Origin of the sequence: Paenibacillus sp. FA6, assembly GCF_051550225.1 — a bacterium.
GTDB lineage: Bacteria > Bacillota > Bacilli > Paenibacillales > Paenibacillaceae > Paenibacillus_AQ.
This window is the reverse complement of the sequence record NZ_CP188820.1, coordinates 33673-50247: the sequence shown is the minus strand read 5'-3', so window position 1 is coordinate 50247 and position 16575 is coordinate 33673. Positions and strand designations below refer to the sequence as shown.

13 protein-coding genes are annotated in these 16575 nt (G+C 41.2%); 1 reads left to right on the top strand and 12 read right to left on the bottom strand.

What is annotated here, in order from left to right; all coding sequences use genetic code 11:
• Positions 1–20: 20 nt before the first annotated feature.
• From ACP8HI_RS00315 to ACP8HI_RS00265, 11 genes are all read right to left on the bottom strand, one after another.
• Positions 21–857, bottom strand: coding sequence for a carbohydrate ABC transporter permease (locus ACP8HI_RS00315; protein ID WP_438349180.1), 837 nt, complete (start codon positions 855–857; stop codon positions 21–23).
• A 5-nt stretch (positions 858–862) separates the two neighbouring features.
• Positions 863–1765 (bottom strand): carbohydrate ABC transporter permease, encoded by a 903-nt coding sequence (locus ACP8HI_RS00310; protein WP_438349179.1) that lies wholly within the window; start codon positions 1763–1765, stop codon positions 863–865.
• A gap of 141 nt (positions 1766–1906) precedes the next feature.
• On the bottom strand, positions 1907–3229 hold the full coding sequence (locus ACP8HI_RS00305; protein WP_438351656.1) for an ABC transporter substrate-binding protein: 1323 nt from the start codon (positions 3227–3229) through the stop codon (positions 1907–1909).
• A gap of 166 nt (positions 3230–3395) precedes the next feature.
• Positions 3396–4955 carry a response regulator transcription factor gene (locus tag ACP8HI_RS00300; RefSeq protein ID WP_438349178.1) on the bottom strand — a complete coding sequence of 520 codons (1560 nt, stop codon included), beginning with the start codon at positions 4953–4955 and terminating at the stop codon, positions 3396–3398.
• Positions 4948–6714 carry a cache domain-containing sensor histidine kinase gene (locus tag ACP8HI_RS00295; protein WP_438349177.1) on the bottom strand — a complete coding sequence of 589 codons (1767 nt, stop codon included), beginning with the start codon at positions 6712–6714 and terminating at the stop codon, positions 4948–4950. The genes ACP8HI_RS00300 and ACP8HI_RS00295 overlap by 8 nt, the downstream gene beginning before the upstream one ends.
• Positions 6715–6833: 119 nt before the next feature.
• Positions 6834–8096, bottom strand: coding sequence for a stalk domain-containing protein (locus tag ACP8HI_RS00290; protein WP_438349176.1), 1263 nt, complete (start codon positions 8094–8096; stop codon positions 6834–6836).
• A gap of 167 nt (positions 8097–8263) precedes the next feature.
• Positions 8264–9145: an inositol monophosphatase family protein gene (locus tag ACP8HI_RS00285; protein ID WP_438349175.1), complete on the bottom strand. Its 882-nt coding sequence runs from the start codon at positions 9143–9145 to the stop codon at positions 8264–8266.
• Between the two features lie 158 nt (positions 9146–9303).
• The gene (gene uvsE, locus ACP8HI_RS00280) at positions 9304–10305 is read right to left on the bottom strand and encodes a UV DNA damage repair endonuclease UvsE (protein ID WP_438349174.1); all 1002 of its coding nucleotides are present in this window, start codon (positions 10303–10305) and stop codon (positions 9304–9306) included.
• Complete coding sequence (locus ACP8HI_RS00275) at positions 10302–10622, bottom strand: hypothetical protein (protein ID WP_438349173.1); 321 nt, start codon at positions 10620–10622, stop codon at positions 10302–10304. The genes uvsE and ACP8HI_RS00275 overlap by 4 nt, the downstream gene beginning before the upstream one ends.
• A 39-nt stretch (positions 10623–10661) precedes the next feature.
• Positions 10662–11756 carry a D-alanine--D-alanine ligase gene (locus ACP8HI_RS00270; protein ID WP_438349172.1) on the bottom strand — a complete coding sequence of 365 codons (1095 nt, stop codon included), beginning with the start codon at positions 11754–11756 and terminating at the stop codon, positions 10662–10664.
• Positions 11757–11843: 87 nt separating this feature from the next.
• Positions 11844–12848, bottom strand: a complete 1005-nt coding sequence (locus tag ACP8HI_RS00265) for an amidase domain-containing protein (protein WP_438349171.1) — start codon at positions 12846–12848, stop codon at positions 11844–11846.
• Positions 12849–13108: 260 nt separating this feature from the next.
• Between ACP8HI_RS00265 and acnA the strand changes: the two genes are divergently transcribed.
• Complete coding sequence (gene acnA / locus ACP8HI_RS00260; protein WP_438349170.1) at positions 13109–15823, top strand: aconitate hydratase AcnA; 2715 nt, start codon at positions 13109–13111, stop codon at positions 15821–15823.
• Between the two features lie 149 nt (positions 15824–15972).
• Here the strand turns inward: acnA and ACP8HI_RS00255 are convergent, their stop codons facing one another.
• Positions 15973–16380 carry an O-methyltransferase gene (locus ACP8HI_RS00255; protein WP_438349169.1) on the bottom strand — a complete coding sequence of 136 codons (408 nt, stop codon included), beginning with the start codon at positions 16378–16380 and terminating at the stop codon, positions 15973–15975.
• Between the last annotated feature and the right edge of the window lie 195 nt (positions 16381–16575).

The window sequence follows — 16575 nt, the reverse complement described above, 5'->3', positions numbered from 1 at the left end:
TGTTACGTACATCTCCCTTCTTATCCCTTCAGACCACTACTAGTCATACCCTCAACAATCTGTTTCTGAAAAACAAAGAATACAGCGATAACTGGAATTAAACTAACAACAGACATCGCAAACATCGCACCCCAATTCGATGCAGACTCACTATCAAGGAACATTTTAAGCGCCATCGATACGGTATATTTCTCCGGGGAGTTGAGATAAAGTACGGGACCGAGCAAATCCTCCCACCGCCAATAGAATGAGAATATAGCCGCTGTAGCCAGTGATGATTTAAGTAGTGGCATAATGATTTGCAAATACAATCGAAACTTCCCACATCCGTCAATAGCTGCCGCATCATCCAATTCGCCAGGAATTGTTCTTATAAACTGGACCATTAGAAATATAAAGAAGGGCATCCCGAAAAACGAAGGAACGACAAGTGGTAGAATCGTATTCAGCCAACCTAACTTCGTAAAAATAATGTACTGTGGAACAAGTACTACATCACTTGGTAGCATCAAAGTTACCATCATAAGTGCAAACCAAAACTTCTGTCCTACAAATTTAAGACGTGCAAATCCAAATGCAATCAGCGAAGACGAGATAACTGCGCCAATCGTCGCTATAACAACGATCACCGAGGTGTTCATCATATATTTACTGAAAGGATATAAAGTTCCTTTCCACCCTACAGAATAATTACTCCAAATCCATTTGTCAGGAAACAGTGTATCTGCTGTTAGAAATATGATCCGACTCTCTTTAAACGAACTGAATAACATCCATAGAACGGGATAGAGCATAACAATTGCGAGTGCTGCTACTATAATATGATATACAGGCCATTTGAATCTTCTCCATGCCATATCGCTCAACGGCCTCCTTCCGATTCGTAAAAGACCCAAAACTTAGAAGTCATAAACAGGAGTCCTGTCATGATTCCGATAAGAATGAGCATAATCCAAGCCATTGCTGAAGCGTACCCCATATTGTTAAACATAAAGGCTTGACGGAACAAGTATAGAGAATACAGCATCGTCCCCCCCATTGGACCACCCTCACCCTTAGAAATAACGTATGCAGGTACAAATGTCATGAATGCACTAATCGTTTGCATAATCATATTAAATAACACAATGGGGCTTAACAAAGGGAGTGTAATGTTGAAAAATTTACGGATCGGTTTTGCTCCATCTACTCCTGCCGCTTCGTACATTTCAGGTGAAATATTTTTAAGCCCTGCGAGAAATATGAGCATAGAAGATCCAAATTGCCATACAGATAGGGAGATCAGCATAACCAAGGATGCGTTAGGATTTCCGAACCACTGTACTGAGCCTATTCCGAACCAACCTATGACACTATTCACAATTCCATGATCACTAAAAATATTACGCCACATGATGGATACCGCTACACTTCCGCCAATAATGGAAGGTAGATAATACATCGTACGATACGCTCCAACCATACGAGACTTTGTATTTAGAATCATGGCAATAAACAAAGCAAATATAAGTCGGAGAGGGACTCCTAGAAACACGTAGATTAATGTGACTTTTACGGAATTCCAATAGTTCGGATCATTAGAGAACATCTTTTCATAATTATCAAAACCAACCCATTTAGGCGAAGCGAATAAATTATAATTCGTAAAGGATAAATACAATGAAATAAACATCGGTATAAGTGTAAAGGCTAGAAAGCCTATAATAAACGGACTAATGAAAGCATATCCGGTCAAATTCGATTTCAGCACACCATTCCGCCGCACAATACCAGGCCTCCCTATTGATCTGATGCACCCACAACCCATACATTATCTATTGAATTCGGAGATGGATAACCCCCACCTCCGATCTCAATAGGCATCGTTCGGGCAAGTAGACATCATATTCAATTCTACTTGTTGCTTCTACTTGTTATTGGCTAGGATGGCATTCGCAGCTTCTCTAAATTTAGGTGCAACTTCTGCTGCTGTTTTCTGTCCAAAGTTGATCTCTTCTGCGTAATCCGTCAACATAGCAATGATTTCCGGTGATCCTACAGGAGGAGGTGAACTCATTGGCGAAGCCTTTGGTTCCATAGCTGCTACGAATTCAAATACTTGTTTCGTCTGATCACTCAGATCTGATGCCAATGACTCTTTGATTTTGCTAGAAATTGGAACTCCACGATCTCCCTTGATCAATTGATTGGCTTCCTCATCATTAATCCAAAAATCAATAAATTTCGCAGCTTCTTCTTTCGCTTTCGAGTTAGAAGTTACCGCCCAGTACATACTTGGCTGCATATACAGACCTTTATCCATATCTGGACCTACCATTGGGGCGAAATCCATTGGACGATTTACAACCGTCTGTAATCCAGTAAATTGGTTAGACCATTGCCAAATTCCTACACCCTTTTCTTTTACAATATCCGATTCTTCTACAATTCCCTTTGATTGATTGACCACACCTGGATCAGGTGCAGAACCTGATTTCACCATACGAGCAAGTCGATCGAAATAATCTACAAACAAAGCATCATCTTCATAGCCAAGCGCTGTACCTTCAGGATTATACAGAGTCAAGCCTTTCGTACGAAGATAGTAGTTAAAGAATATGTCCGGTGCCATACCGTTATCAATGTAAAGTTTATTCGAAGCCGCCGTTAGTCCTAACTCTTCATATTTATCCCAGTCCCAGTCCGCTGGAATAGAATCAATACCGGCCTTCTTCAGGAGCGCTGGATCATATTGGTATCCAAGCACATTGACACCTGTAGGAATACCATATTGCTTCCCTTCTATGATTCCTGTGCTCAGAACATTCTCACTAACATCTGCTAATTGAATCTGATTATTCAAGTAAGGACTGAGATCCTCTAATCGTCCATTCTTGGCATATTGGCTAATATAAGAGACATCCATCTGAACAATATCTGGCAGCTGATTAGCTGCTGCTTGAGGGGCTAATTTTTTCCAATAATCATCGAAGGAAGCATACTCGAAGTCGATTTTGACATGCGGATTTTTAGCTTTGTACATATCAATGACTTTCTGAGTATACTCATGACGTGTGTCTGATCCCCACCAAGCAATCCGTAAAGTTACGTTCTTCTTAGCGGTTTCAGTACTCTTGCTGTCTCCTCCAGTAGTGGCAGCTTGCGTTTCTTTCGTGTTCGCTGCGTTTCCACATGCCGTTACAAACAGAAGCATCAATACCGTCAACAACATTGTCGCTCTTTTCTTCAATTCTTCTCGCCCCTTTTCAAGTATGATCATTTGTACTCTTATCATGTTGACAACGCTTTCATGCTTGTGGGTTTATTCTCCCAAATTGGGGCTATGAATTGAATACACAAATCAGAGCTCTTGGTTAAAAAAACAGAGTTTCCATTTCATATGCTATATGAGCAACCTATTCGCATGACTTTTTAAATTCAGTTGGAGTCATGCCCACACATTTCTTAAATACTTGGCTGAAATACTGCGAATTTCCTGAGAATCCAAATCGGTCTGCCAGCTCAAACACCCGCACATCTTCACCACAACGAATATATTCGCAAGCCCTTTGAATACGATATTGATTCACATAAAGAGAGAAATTACTCCCTGTGACCTTTTTAAATATCTTCCCTAAATAATCAGGATTCATATATAAAATTTGATTGGCTACGCCATTTAAGGATAATTCATCATCCCCATAGTTATTCTCGATAATAGAGATCATCTTATCTACCGTTGAAGACTGACGATTCATATTGTTGTTAAAGTATCCTGCAGTTAATTGATTTGCTGCTTCAAATACATATGACTTCAATCCAGACAATGTCTCCATTTCAGTAAGCACGGTCATACCTTTGGTGAAGGAGTTTGTTTCTTCTGGCGGACAAATACGTATCATAGCTGCATAGAGTTGCAGAACATATGAACGAGTCACGGCAATTTCTAATCTCATTTCATCTAAGTTGCTAAATAGTCGTTCAACTTCTTGAGATACCTCTTGCAAGTTTCCCGATTTGACGAGCAAGCAGAACTTCTCTTCGTCTACGATATAATTGAGGTCAAGCGCAACGTCTCGATCCTGAAGTGCTAAATCGTGCATCATAATCAAACTTCCTTCACCAATATAGAATCGGTGATTCATGCATTGAAGCATTTCACGATATAATTTACGAGAATTCACCATTCGATCTGCCTCACTAAGAGCAATTGTGATGTCTAACTTATAAAATTTATAAAATGTTGTTCGCACCATTTCAATATCCTGAATGAGTGTCTCGACGCATTCAGCTTCTGGAAGCAGAATCAATAGATGGCCCTCGATCGTCGTGCTAAGCAGGACACTTTGAAGGATATCCTCTGCTATATTTTTCAAAGCAAATATATGCTCATATTCATGAGTATCATCCAGTTGAAATAGAATCATTCTCACCGATTGACTGTTTAATGGTAGTTCGAATAAGTCTTGATAATACTCCACATCGGTAGTGCCATATGTTTTATTCGTAATAAACTCCTTCAGGAACTGCTCTTTAACATGAGGTAGCACCTTCTTGAGACCCTGCTTCATACGGTTCACGAAGTCATCCCGTTCATTCTGCTCTTCCCGTTCTTTGAGCAACTCACGGATAGCTTCAATGATTTGAATCTCATTACAAGGCTTAAGTAAATAATGCTTCACTCCGTACTGCATAGCACGTCTTGCATAATCGAAATCCTTGTATCCAGACAGCATAATAAATTGTATTCTTGGGAAGTTCAACCACGTCTTCTCCACTAGACCAAGTCCATCAAGCCCCGGCATACAAATGTCGCTAATCACAATATCCGGCTGATTCAATCTAATCTTCTCATAAGCTTCAATACCGTTCCTAGCCGTGTCTATAAGCTCAGTGCCAGAACTTCTCCAATCTACCACTTGTGATATTCCATCAAGAATCATACGCTCATCATCCACTAGCATCACTTTATACATCTAGATCATCTCCTCTTACATAGGGAATTGTTATTTGTACGGAAGTCTGTATGTTAGGCTCACTTTGGATATCGATCCCCCACTCATTCCCAAAGGTCAATTTAATGCGCTCCTCAATATTGGACAAGCCGATCCCTTTACCAGATGTCTGAACTTTACCTTCTAATAGTTTCTTAATAAATTTCGAATCCATACCTGGTCCATTATCCTGCACAGAAATGGTTACGACTCCATTCTTCTCTATCACCATAATCCGAATACGGCACGGTTCAATATTAGGCTCTAAAGCATAATGGATGGCATTCTCGACAAGCGGCTGAAGCGTCAGCTTCGGAATAAGAGCATTCTCAAGATGCGATTCTATCTCCACAATGAAATCAAGACGCTCTTCAAATCGTACCTTTTGAATGGTCACATAACTCATGACAATATCTAATTCACTTCTGAGAGGAATCAATTGCTCACTAAAGTTTATTGAATTCCGCAGTAAAAACCCCAGAGATTCTACCATCTTAGAAATCTGATCTTGTTTGTTCACTTTGGCTAACCAATTGATAGATTCAAGAGTATTGTATAGAAAATGTGGGTTAATCTGTGCCTGAAGCGCCTTTAGCTCAGTCTCACGAATCAGTAGTTGCTTTGTATAATTTTCGTTAATCAATTCACGGATACGTTGAATCATCATTTTGAAGGTGCGATGGAGTAGCCCTACCTCAGATTGTGGCGATGAAGGTACTGCTCCTAATGCTAGTTCTTCCAAACTATCGAGATCACCCTTCTCGATGTCTCTCATTTTTTTGATAAGTCGATCAATAGGTCTCGTAATACTAAGTGCTAGCTTCGTACCGAATAGAATTGCTACCACAAAGATCAATATAAAGATAACGGTTACAAAATTCTTGATGAACGTAATCCGCTCAAACATGCGATGAAAGGGAGTAATATGGAAATAGGTCCAATCCGTATAAGATGAACGAAACTTCGCTGTAAAATATCTACCATGTTCGTAAGATTCTATACTGTATGGTTTGTCATTATTCATCTCAACCATTATTTCTGATTCTGTTAATAATGGTTCCTCTGGATAGAGGATATCCTTCCCATCCGTAATGATTAATTGTCCTTCATTACCTGCATCCTGAACTTGGTCGTCAACAATGCGATCGATTCGCACCCGAAAGACAAGTGTACCGAGGTTCTCTAATGTGAATGTCGCATTCGTGAATGATTTAATCTCTCGAACTCCAAGTAATGAGAACCCTCTCCCCCCCATCATCCAGGCGTTCGATCCATCGTATTCTTCAGCTAGCGAGACAAGCTCATTCTGAAGCGATTCTGGAATGCCCTCACGATTACCAGCCACCATGACGTTCCTCTCTTTATCTATAACCATCATGGAATATACGTATTTCTCTGATCCCGCGAAGGCAATAATCCGATCCGTAATCTTTTTATGTAATACTAGTTTCTCATAGGCAGAACTATTACTCTTAAGCTTCGTTAGATAGCTTTGGATTTGTTCATCCGATACTACTTTAAATGAAAGCTCCTCCATTTCCTTAAGCTGACTCTCAATTCCAACGGAGGACATCGTCAAGACTTGTGATGACTTCTCATAAATTTGTTCATCGTATATACTGAATACACTTTTCAGAACCGTTATGTAGACTGCAAAACTTACTAACATTAACAATGATATAAGACCTATCATCTTGTAATGAATCCCCATATTATTGAAAGCGCTCTTATACTTTCGCATTAGAATGGTTCCCTCCGCCCTTCTATATACAGTCCTGTTAGCTTTATCCTTATCAATTCTACAACACCATATAACAAAAAGTCGCCCCTTTTTATAGGAGCGACTTTTCAAACTACCTCTTAAAGATTAATAAAGGCTGTTCTTAACGAGGAGATATACTGCACATCAAACCCTAGGCCCGTTGCCAATACGGCTAAAGGAACGTAAGTCTTGCTCTCGTTCCCAACCTTGTTAAGAAATGCTGGTGAATCTACAGCGATGGATTCTCCATTCACAATAACACTGGATGAACCTATCGTAATAACAACAGTTCGATCTCCATATGTAATTGTGGCACTTGAAGAAGCGCTATCCCATACCGAGGTTGCACCGACAGCATCGACGATATCCTTGATCGCGACGAAGTTCTGGTTACTGCGTAGAACTGGCTGATAAGGAGTCTTCAGTTCCTGTCCTTTCACAACGATCGTCATAGGTAAATTTTTATCGACTATCGTTGGCTTACGATGCTCTCCCCAGATTTCTCCTGCGAACACTTGAGCCATAGCAGCATATCCTGGTTGATTAGGGTGAATATCCCGATCCTTCATGATATGAGTCATCGTCCCCTCACGACCCTCAAATTCTTTGGCTATATGAGCAACCTTCACATTGATACCTTGACTCTGTGAATCCGCTGCAAGTTTCTCCACGACACCTGTGAATAAATTTGATGCTTCAATCAATTTAGGATACATTGCCCGATTCGCAACTGCAGGAACAGGCTGATATTGATCAGCTATTACGATAAGTGCATCCTTGTTCAATTCATGCAAATCAGCAATCACTGTCGTCATCGTCGACTTATAAGAAGTTAATAATTGCTCTATTTTTAAAGTAAGCTCATTGCTTCCCAAGGTTGATGCTTCCGTAATAATGATCGCTAGATCATTCCCACCAATGGTAATGGTGATGAGATCCGCTGATTCAAGATCAGATTTCAATTGAACCGCAGAAGCGCCCAGCTGCTCAGCTCTTGGATCAACAAGTCCAGGTTGAATCGCATCTGACGTAATCGCTTTACCCAACTTTGCTGCTTCTACGTAATGCTCTAACCCTATTCCTTTTAATCCCAATATGCCATGGTTTAACGTCTCCGTCCTACCATGGAACAGTCCCTGTTCCTGTAGCCTATCTACGAAACCATAAGGTATACTGTTCAGGTCCATACCAGGCTGATATCCGACGGTCAGGGAATCACCAAGTGCAACAATGCGATAAGTTTCCTGTTCAACCTTCTGCGCCTGTACTAACGTTGACATACTAACATTGCTCATTAGTATTATAGACAGCATCAACGTAATACTTACAGCTGAAATCCTCTTTCTCCATACATGTAGCAAATCTTCAACTCCTCTTTTATCACTCGTTACCCGATTATGATTATTCAGGGCTCGGTATGTTTATATTACCATTACATGTATAGATAACAAAAGAGAAAATCCCCTTATTTTTGAAGGGAATTTGCTCTTTCAATCGTTCTAACCCATGTTGCTTAGTCTCGCATGTGTTAACCTTTTTCAATTGATAGTCCTGTCGCTTTCGCCTGTTTCAATGATTCAACCAGTTCATTATGAATGTGACCGTTACTAGCCACGACATGTCTAACTCCTAAATCGTAAGGACGTCCCAACGTATCGGTGACTTCCCCACCTGATTCCTTCACCAACAAAACTCCAGCAGCTAAATCCCATGAATTCAGCCCGATTTCCCAGAACCCGCTAAGTCTTCCTGCCGCAACATACGCCATATGCAAGGCTGCTGAACCCCCTGCCCGGATACTACGAGCTTGAGGTGCTATATGCTGTAAACCTGCCATATTTATTGGAAAGGCGAAATTCTGATCTGGCGGAAACCCTGTTGCAAGAAGGCTTGTTCCTAGCGACATTTCCTGAGAGACCTTGGTAGGGCTTCCATGAACATACGCACCTTTACCCTTTTCGGCAACAAATAATTCATCTCTGGAGGGATCATAAATAACACCCACTATGACCTCTCCTTTATAAGCAAGAGCTATAGATACAGCAAAGAATGGAAAACCATGCACATAATTCGTAGTACCATCCACAGGGTCAATAATCCATAAATAATCCGAGTTCGCATCTAAAGAGCCCTGTAATGCTTGTGTCGACGCTTCTGGACCAGGCTCTACACCCTCTTCGCCGAGAATCTCATGATCCGGAAAATGAGTCAGAATAAGTTTGCGGATCATTTGCTCTGCACCTTTATCTACTTCCGTCACTAGATCTTGAGATGAATACTTGGTATTCAATTCTTTCACCGTACCGAGTTTACTCCTAATCCATTCTCCAGCTTTTGCTGCTGCATTAATAGCAACAGCCGTATGACCCTTGCTTGTCACAACATAAGGAACTTTATCCTTTTGATTCAAAGCACTCAACTACTTTCTATTTAAAGATTCGGACGAATAACGCTATCATCTAATATGATTCGTCTTTTTCCGAGTCTCATTGTATTCATATTTAAAAGTACCTTATTTTACCTCATGTTTCAAGGGCTACTATCACTGCACCTCAACTTTCATGATGTTTACGGAAGAATTTCGATACTTGCTCCATCCAGAATAGTTATCCCTTCAGTTGTGAACTGCTCCAAGTCCTGCATAAGTTCAAATAGCGCAACATCTTTACTTTTAGCTTCAATCATAACATCGAGATACGGCGTATCCCTAGCAATGTTCCTCAGAAATTCTAATAACGCGGATACTTCCACACCATCTGCGTGACTTCTAATATTCGTCGCACTCCGAGGACTGGACACATGAATCTTGGGTGCCAGTGGTTTATCTACTTGTACGTCGGTTTGCGCCAGTTCACTCTGCCATGTCTTAAGAATGTCTGGCCATAAATCCCAAGGTTTCTCTCCTTCATTGTTCACCCATTGATGATGAATATCCATAACCATCGGTAGCCCTAAGTTCAAGCATACATCCAAAGTCTCCACAGCATTAAATGTCTTATCGTCGTTCTCAAGCGTTAACCTCTCTTGAATTTCCCGACTCAGTTGTAAGAAGTGATCTTCAAACCGACCCGCCGCAGAAAGCTTGTCCCCATATGCTCCGCCTATATGAATGTTGTTCTTAGCTGTAGCATTAAGTCCCATTGCATTCAGCATGATCACATGATGATGCAGATCATGTACAGAGTTAATTAACACCTCTTTACGTGGTGTGCTTAATACAGTGAAATGGTCTGGATGAAACGACACTCTCATCTCATGACTCTTTACATACTCTCCTACTTCAGCAAATGAATCTCGCAGCGCTGGCATGGGGTCCCAATCTTCAAGATCTGTATGTGTTGCTAATGGAATTAACTTGGATGAAAAGCGATACACCTTAATGTCATGAGCGACACTATGTTTCAAAAGCCGAAGTGTATTATGCAAATTAATCTGTGCAATTTGTTCTAGCTTCTGAAGAGCCGCTTCTCGATCTGCTAGCTTATTAAAGTTCGTCATCGTCATCGTCTTGGAAGGAGATGCATTGTGCAAGACCTTAGACATTGCTACATATCCTAAACGGACAATCATTCCTGCTGTTCGCGGAAGAACATCTCGTATGCTAGATCGGTCTGAATACGAGATTCTTCATCGTTCAGCTTACGAATAAATTCCATCTCCACTTCAGTGACTTCTTCTCCCTGAAAGTTAATCTCAGCGATGTATCCAACAATCTTAACGATGGCAATCGCTAGATTATCGGGCGTATACGCAATGACCTTTTGCCCTGTTGGAAAGACGCGAAAGCCTTTCTTCACCATTTTACCACGGCCATACTCCATTAATTCATAGAGTTCCTGTTCATTCTTGAATTTACATACTGAATTGAATTCTGTCTGAAATCCCATAAGTGATTCCCCTTTTCTATTCAAGTTAGGGCGACATGATTACAGATCGTTATTATAATCTAGTGCCTGTTTACTCGCGTACCGTTCTAGTGCCAATTCAATCATACGGTCGAGTAGCCCAGCATAACTTAGTCCTGTCTCCCGCCATAATAAAGGGTACATGCTGTATGGTGTGAATCCAGGCATCGTGTTCACTTCATTAATAAGAATAGCCTGATCAGATTTACGTACGAAGAAATCTGCACGGCTGATACCATTCCCTTCAATCGCCTGAAATGCGACAATAGCCGCTTCAGTAATTCGATCTGCTAATTCAGAATCCAGAGGTGCTGGAATCAGCATTTGTGATTGACCATCGGTGTATTTCGCAGCATAGTCATAATACTCACTTGAGGATACAATCTCACCAGGAACTGACGCCATAGGTTCATCATTCCCAAGCACACTCACCTCAATCTCTCTTGCATCTACAAATTCCTCAACAATAACTTTAATATCATAACGAAAAGCGAATTCTATCGCCTGTTTAAGCTCTTCCCGGTCTTTCGCTTTAGATATCCCAACGCTAGAACCTAAATTTGCTGGCTTAACAAAGCATGGATATCCCAAGTCATCTTCTACACCTACAATCAGTTCAAAGCTATCGTGCTTCCATTGACTCCGTGTGAAATAACGGTAACCACATTGCGGTAAACCTGCCTCAGCGAATAGCTTTTTCATAATCACCTTATCCATCCCTGCTGCTGATGGTAAAACTCCAGCGCCGACATAAGGCATGTTGGCCATTTCGAATAACCCTTGAATTGTACCGTCTTCACCAAAGGTTCCATGAAGAAGTGGAAACATAAGATCCACTTTCACGGCAGACTCGCCACCCGTTAATCGGCTAAACAATACATTTAACGCAGCCTGTGTTCCTTCTGAATTTATCGCAAGCTTAAGATCTTCAATTCCTGTAAAAGGGGATTGTCGTATCTCCCCTTTTCGCCATTCGCCTTGCTTCGTGATGTAGAAAGGAATAATGTCATATTTATTGTAATCAAAGGCATTCATCACCGCAAAAGCTGTTTGTAATGATACCTCATGTTCTCCCGATTTACCGCCGTATACAAGACCTACTGTATATTTACTCATGCCTAACCTCTTTCTGTCCTAATATAATGTTAGTTCATTTCTTTCGTTCGTCATGACGATTATGAATTTCGTATTCATACTTCCACGTTAAAATACATCCGGAATATGCAAGAACCTATATTTAGTATTCTCCTGCCATGCATAGGAATTCTTATAATCCCAATAGCGGTGTTGACTGCTTACTGTATGTGCGTTAACCAGCGGCATTCCACCTGCGTCAAAGGCCGTTACAATGGTGCTATGTTGGTAGGTTCCATCACCATCCCAATCATAAATGATTACATCACCAAGCATTAATTGTTCCGCCCGATCGACAACTTCAGCTCTCAACCCCGAAGCACTGGTACTTAACAAATACTCTAAACTGTTAGCTACTGCCCAACTATAACTCCACCACTCTTTACCACTAGCATATCCTTTGTACCACCATCCTGAAGCTCTGTTACCAGTATAATGGATTGGAGCCCCCCCTGCAAAGAGACACTGTGAGATATAATTCGTACAGTTCACGTTAAACGTTATGAATTCAGGATTCTCCGAATCCCACCAGCGATCTGCATAAGCCACGGCTTCTTCTCGCATATACTTCGTAGGACGACGCCCAGCTCCGCTTCCCCAAACATTTGAATTCAAGTAAGGTCCAGATCCCCCACTATCCTTTGTTTCCTCTCCATTAGACAATATTGTCTTTGGTGAAACTGGGTGCCGTTCAGCAATGAGCCGCTCTATCGATACAATGACCCATTGCTCTCCATCACGGATCATGGTTAGACGCTCTCTTTGTATTGTATCTTCACGATGATTCATTCCTCCCTTCGTATAAAAGAGCTGCGTATGAAGTTGTATATCAACGATCACCTCTTGCCCTGTTTCCCGTATCATTCGTAGTAGCTTTGCTCGTGTTTCACTTCGCAATGGTTGGGATTCTCGACTCACATACCAATCCATCAGCCTCTTCATTCGCTCGGATCTCTCCATTAAATAGGAAATATCCGTTACCACTTGTTGTCTCGTCTCCGCTCTACAATCAATCTGACTTTGATTATATTGATTAACATAAGTGTATAGTACCTGCTTCCATGCCAGTTCCATAAGATCATTTCTCCCCTTATTCCGAATGATTTACGCCCTATTGATAACAATATATGAACGTGGACCTCACACTATCCATTTATTCTTACTTAAGGAACTAGATCAAGCCCAATTTACCCATTGAAGCCGAGATTTGGTCCATAAATCCCTTTACTCCCTTCAATGTAAACGGTATACTTAAGTAAACATTCAAATTTTGAAATTATGTTTCATCTAGTGAAACAACAAAATGAGATTTACACAACTAAGGAGGAATACGTATGCCAGCAAAGGATCATTTCTCTACTGCTCGTAATTTAGAAGTTGGTGGCAAGAACTATCGCTACTACAGCCTACAATCTCTTGAAGAGCAGGGAATAGGAAACATCTCTACACTTCCTTATTCCATTAAAGTACTACTAGAAGCTGCTATCCGCCAATTCGACGGACGAGCAATTACCGAAGATCATATTAAATTACTTGCAGATTGGAATAAGGGAAGTAACGAGAACAAAGAAATCCCATTTATTCCAGCACGAATTGTACTTCAAGATTTCACAGGTGTGCCTGTCGTAGTAGATCTTGCTGCAATGAGAGACACCGTGAAGAAAGCTGGCGGTGACCCTAAGCAGATCAATCCACTTGTACCTGTGGATCTCGTAATCGATCATTCTGTTATGGTAGATGCATTCGGGACAGCAGATGCGTTGGAATATAACATGGAAGTTGAATTTGAACGCAATGAGGAACGTTACCGCTTCTTACGTTGGGCTCAAACGGCATTTAACAATTTCCGAGCTGTTCCACCAGCAACAGGAATCGTGCATCAAGTCAATCTTGAGTACCTTGCCTCTGTAGCAGCAACCAAGGTCATTGATGGTGAAACGGTTGTTTATCCTGATTCCCTAGTAGGTACGGATTCACATACAACAATGATCAACGGCCTCGGCATTGTAGGATGGGGTGTAGGCGGGATTGAAGCGGAAGCAGGTATGCTTGGACAACCACTATACTTCATCATGCCTGAAGTTATTGGATTCAAGCTCACAGGTAGTCTGAATGAAGGAGCAACGGCGACTGATTTAGCTCTCACTGTGACCCAAATTTTGCGGAAAAGTGGCGTTGTCGGTAAGTTCGTTGAATTTTTCGGACCTGGATTACTCAATCTTAGTCTTGCTGACCGCGCGACGATTGCTAATATGGCTCCAGAATATGGGGCAACGATTGGCTACTTCCCTGTAGATAAAGAAACGCTGTCTTATCTGAGAAATACAGGTCGTTCTGATGAACAGGTTGAGCTCGTGGAGGCTTATTATAAAGCACAACAGATGTTCCGTACCGAAGATACTGTTGATCCAGTGTTTACAGATGTCATTGAATTAGATTTAGCTTCTGTTGTTCCTAGCTTAGCTGGACCGAAACGTCCACAGGATCGTATTGAATTGACCAATATGAAGGAAGCTTTCAACGAAATTATACGGACCCCTGTCGATAAAGGTGGCTATGGTCTTAGTGAGAGCAAAATTGATCAAACCGTAAGCGTTCAACACACCGATGGTTCTGTTAGTCAACTTGGAACGGGAGCAGTCGTTATTGCTGCAATTACAAGCTGTACGAACACTTCCAATCCAAGTGTGATGTTAGGTGCTGGTCTACTAGCGAAGAAAGCAGTAGAACGTGGTCTCAAGAAACCGGGTTATGTGAAGAGTAGCTTAACACCAGGTTCACTTGTCGTTACTGAATATTTGATGAAAGCTGGACTTTTGGAATCTTTAGAAGCTCTTGGCTTCTACCTCGCTGGATACGGATGTGCTACATGTATCGGTAATTCAGGTCCGCTTCCAGATGAAGTAAGCCAAGCTATTACAGATAATGACTTAACTGTCGCTGCGGTTCTCTCGGGTAACCGTAACTTTGAAGGTCGTGTTCACGCACAAGTAAAAGCTAACTATTTAGCATCTCCTCCATTGGTTGTTGCTTACGCCATTGCAGGAACAGTCAATATTGATCTGAACAATGATCCATTGGGTTATGATCAGAACAACCAACCTGTATATCTAAAAGATATTTGGCCAACATCAGCAGAAATTAAAGAAGCTATCGAAATGTCTCTTACTCCCGAGATGTTCCGTCGGAAATATGCGAATGTATTTACAGCGAATGAACGCTGGAATGCCATTGCTGTACCGGAAGGTGAGCTGTATGAATGGGACGATAAGTCCACTTACATTCAGAACCCTCCTTTCTTCGAGAATCTAGAACCTGAACTTACAGACATTAAAGATATTCGTTCTGCTCGTGTGCTTGCTCTTCTAGGTGATTCAGTCACAACAGATCATATCTCTCCAGCAGGTAATATTTCACCGTCTAGCCCGGCTGGACTTTACTTGAATGAGCATGGTGTGGAACGTAAAGACTTTAACTCCTACGGTTCTCGCCGCGGTAACCATGAAGTTATGATGAGAGGAACGTTCGCTAATATTCGTATTCGTAACCAAGTTGCTCCCGGAACAGAAGGCGGTGTAACGACGAATCTATTGACTGATGAAGTCATGTCCATCTACGACGCTTCCATGGACTACCAAGATCACAATCAGAATCTCATCGTCATTGCTGGAAAAGAATATGGAACAGGTAGTTCACGTGACTGGGCGGCTAAGGGAACCACTCTGCTTGGCGTCAAAGCCGTTATTGCCGAAAGTTACGAGCGTATTCACCGTAGTAACCTTGTAGGTATGGGTGTTCTACCTCTGCAATTTCAAGATGGTTCCAGCTGGACTACTCTTGGATTAAATGGCCGTGAAACCTTCGATATCGTTGGTGTAAGCAATGATATTAAACCTAGCCAAGAGCTCACCGTCACTGCGACTCGTGAAGATGGTACAGCGTTCAATTTCACGGTAATTGCCAGGTTAGATAGTATGGTAGATGTTGATTACTACCACAACGGCGGGATTCTGCAAACCGTATTACGCCAAATGATTAAGGATCAATAATTAATATTGACGGATCGATAAAGCCTGACAATCTGTCATAGTCATATCATAAAAAAAGAACAGAGTTCCCTTAGTTACAATCGTAACTAGGGGACTCTGTTCTTTTTTGACCAATTTGTATTATTTAATAAATGAAATAGTCCGATAAGTTATAATAAGTCCGATGAAGCTTCTCGATATGTATGACGCGAATACCGGATCATGAGATTCGCCATGTTGTAATTGGATTCAAGTAGGGCATCTATCATAATAATCCCCTGCCTTACCATGAAGTCATAACTAATCTCCCCATGTGTCCAGTGATGTTTGTACTTCAGACTTTCTATTGCCATGTTCCTAAAGGATAGTTGTTGTGCTGCATTAAGTCCCTCATTAGATAATGAGAACCCACCATTGCGTCCTGCGATTGGATTGTGACGAATTCCAAATTTACCAACTACATTATTGCGTATTTGCATAAACAAAGTGCCAGCAGTTAATCCAGCTAATTCCTGTTCCAATTCTTTGAATACAATGTCCATTTGCCGCGCTAACGATAATTGATCAATCTTGATCATTTAATCCCTCTCCCCTTTGCGCGCCCGTGATATAGGGCTTATGACTCATTATAGATGGTCATCAAAAAATCATCAACATAATCAAACAAAATTGGGTATTTATCCCTACAAATTGCAACTATTAGGTTCTATCTTCTGATATATTCAGCCAAAAAGTATTCTATTACGACATTATTCTTAATTTATTTCTTAACA

Excerpts from the sequence above, each read along its gene's own strand:
- ACP8HI_RS00270 (WP_438349172.1), bottom strand. The coding sequence starts at position 11,756 with ATGAGTAAATATACAGTAGGTCTTGTATACGGCGGTAAATCGGGAGAA.
- ACP8HI_RS00295 (WP_438349177.1), bottom strand. The coding sequence starts at position 6,714 with ATGCGAAAGTATAAGAGCGCTTTCAATAATATGGGGATTCATTACAAG.
- ACP8HI_RS00265 (WP_438349171.1), bottom strand. The coding sequence starts at position 12,848 with ATGGAACTGGCATGGAAGCAGGTACTATACACTTATGTTAATCAATAT.
- ACP8HI_RS00255 (WP_438349169.1), bottom strand. The coding sequence starts at position 16,380 with ATGATCAAGATTGATCAATTATCGTTAGCGCGGCAAATGGACATTGTA.
- ACP8HI_RS00300 (WP_438349178.1), bottom strand. The coding sequence starts at position 4,955 with ATGTATAAAGTGATGCTAGTGGATGATGAGCGTATGATTCTTGATGGA.
- ACP8HI_RS00275 (WP_438349173.1), bottom strand. The coding sequence starts at position 10,622 with ATGGGATTTCAGACAGAATTCAATTCAGTATGTAAATTCAAGAATGAA.
- acnA (WP_438349170.1), top strand. The coding sequence starts at position 13,109 with ATGCCAGCAAAGGATCATTTCTCTACTGCTCGTAATTTAGAAGTTGGT.
- uvsE (WP_438349174.1), bottom strand. The coding sequence starts at position 10,305 with ATGATTGTCCGTTTAGGATATGTAGCAATGTCTAAGGTCTTGCACAAT.
- ACP8HI_RS00315 (WP_438349180.1), bottom strand. The coding sequence starts at position 857 with ATGGCATGGAGAAGATTCAAATGGCCTGTATATCATATTATAGTAGCA.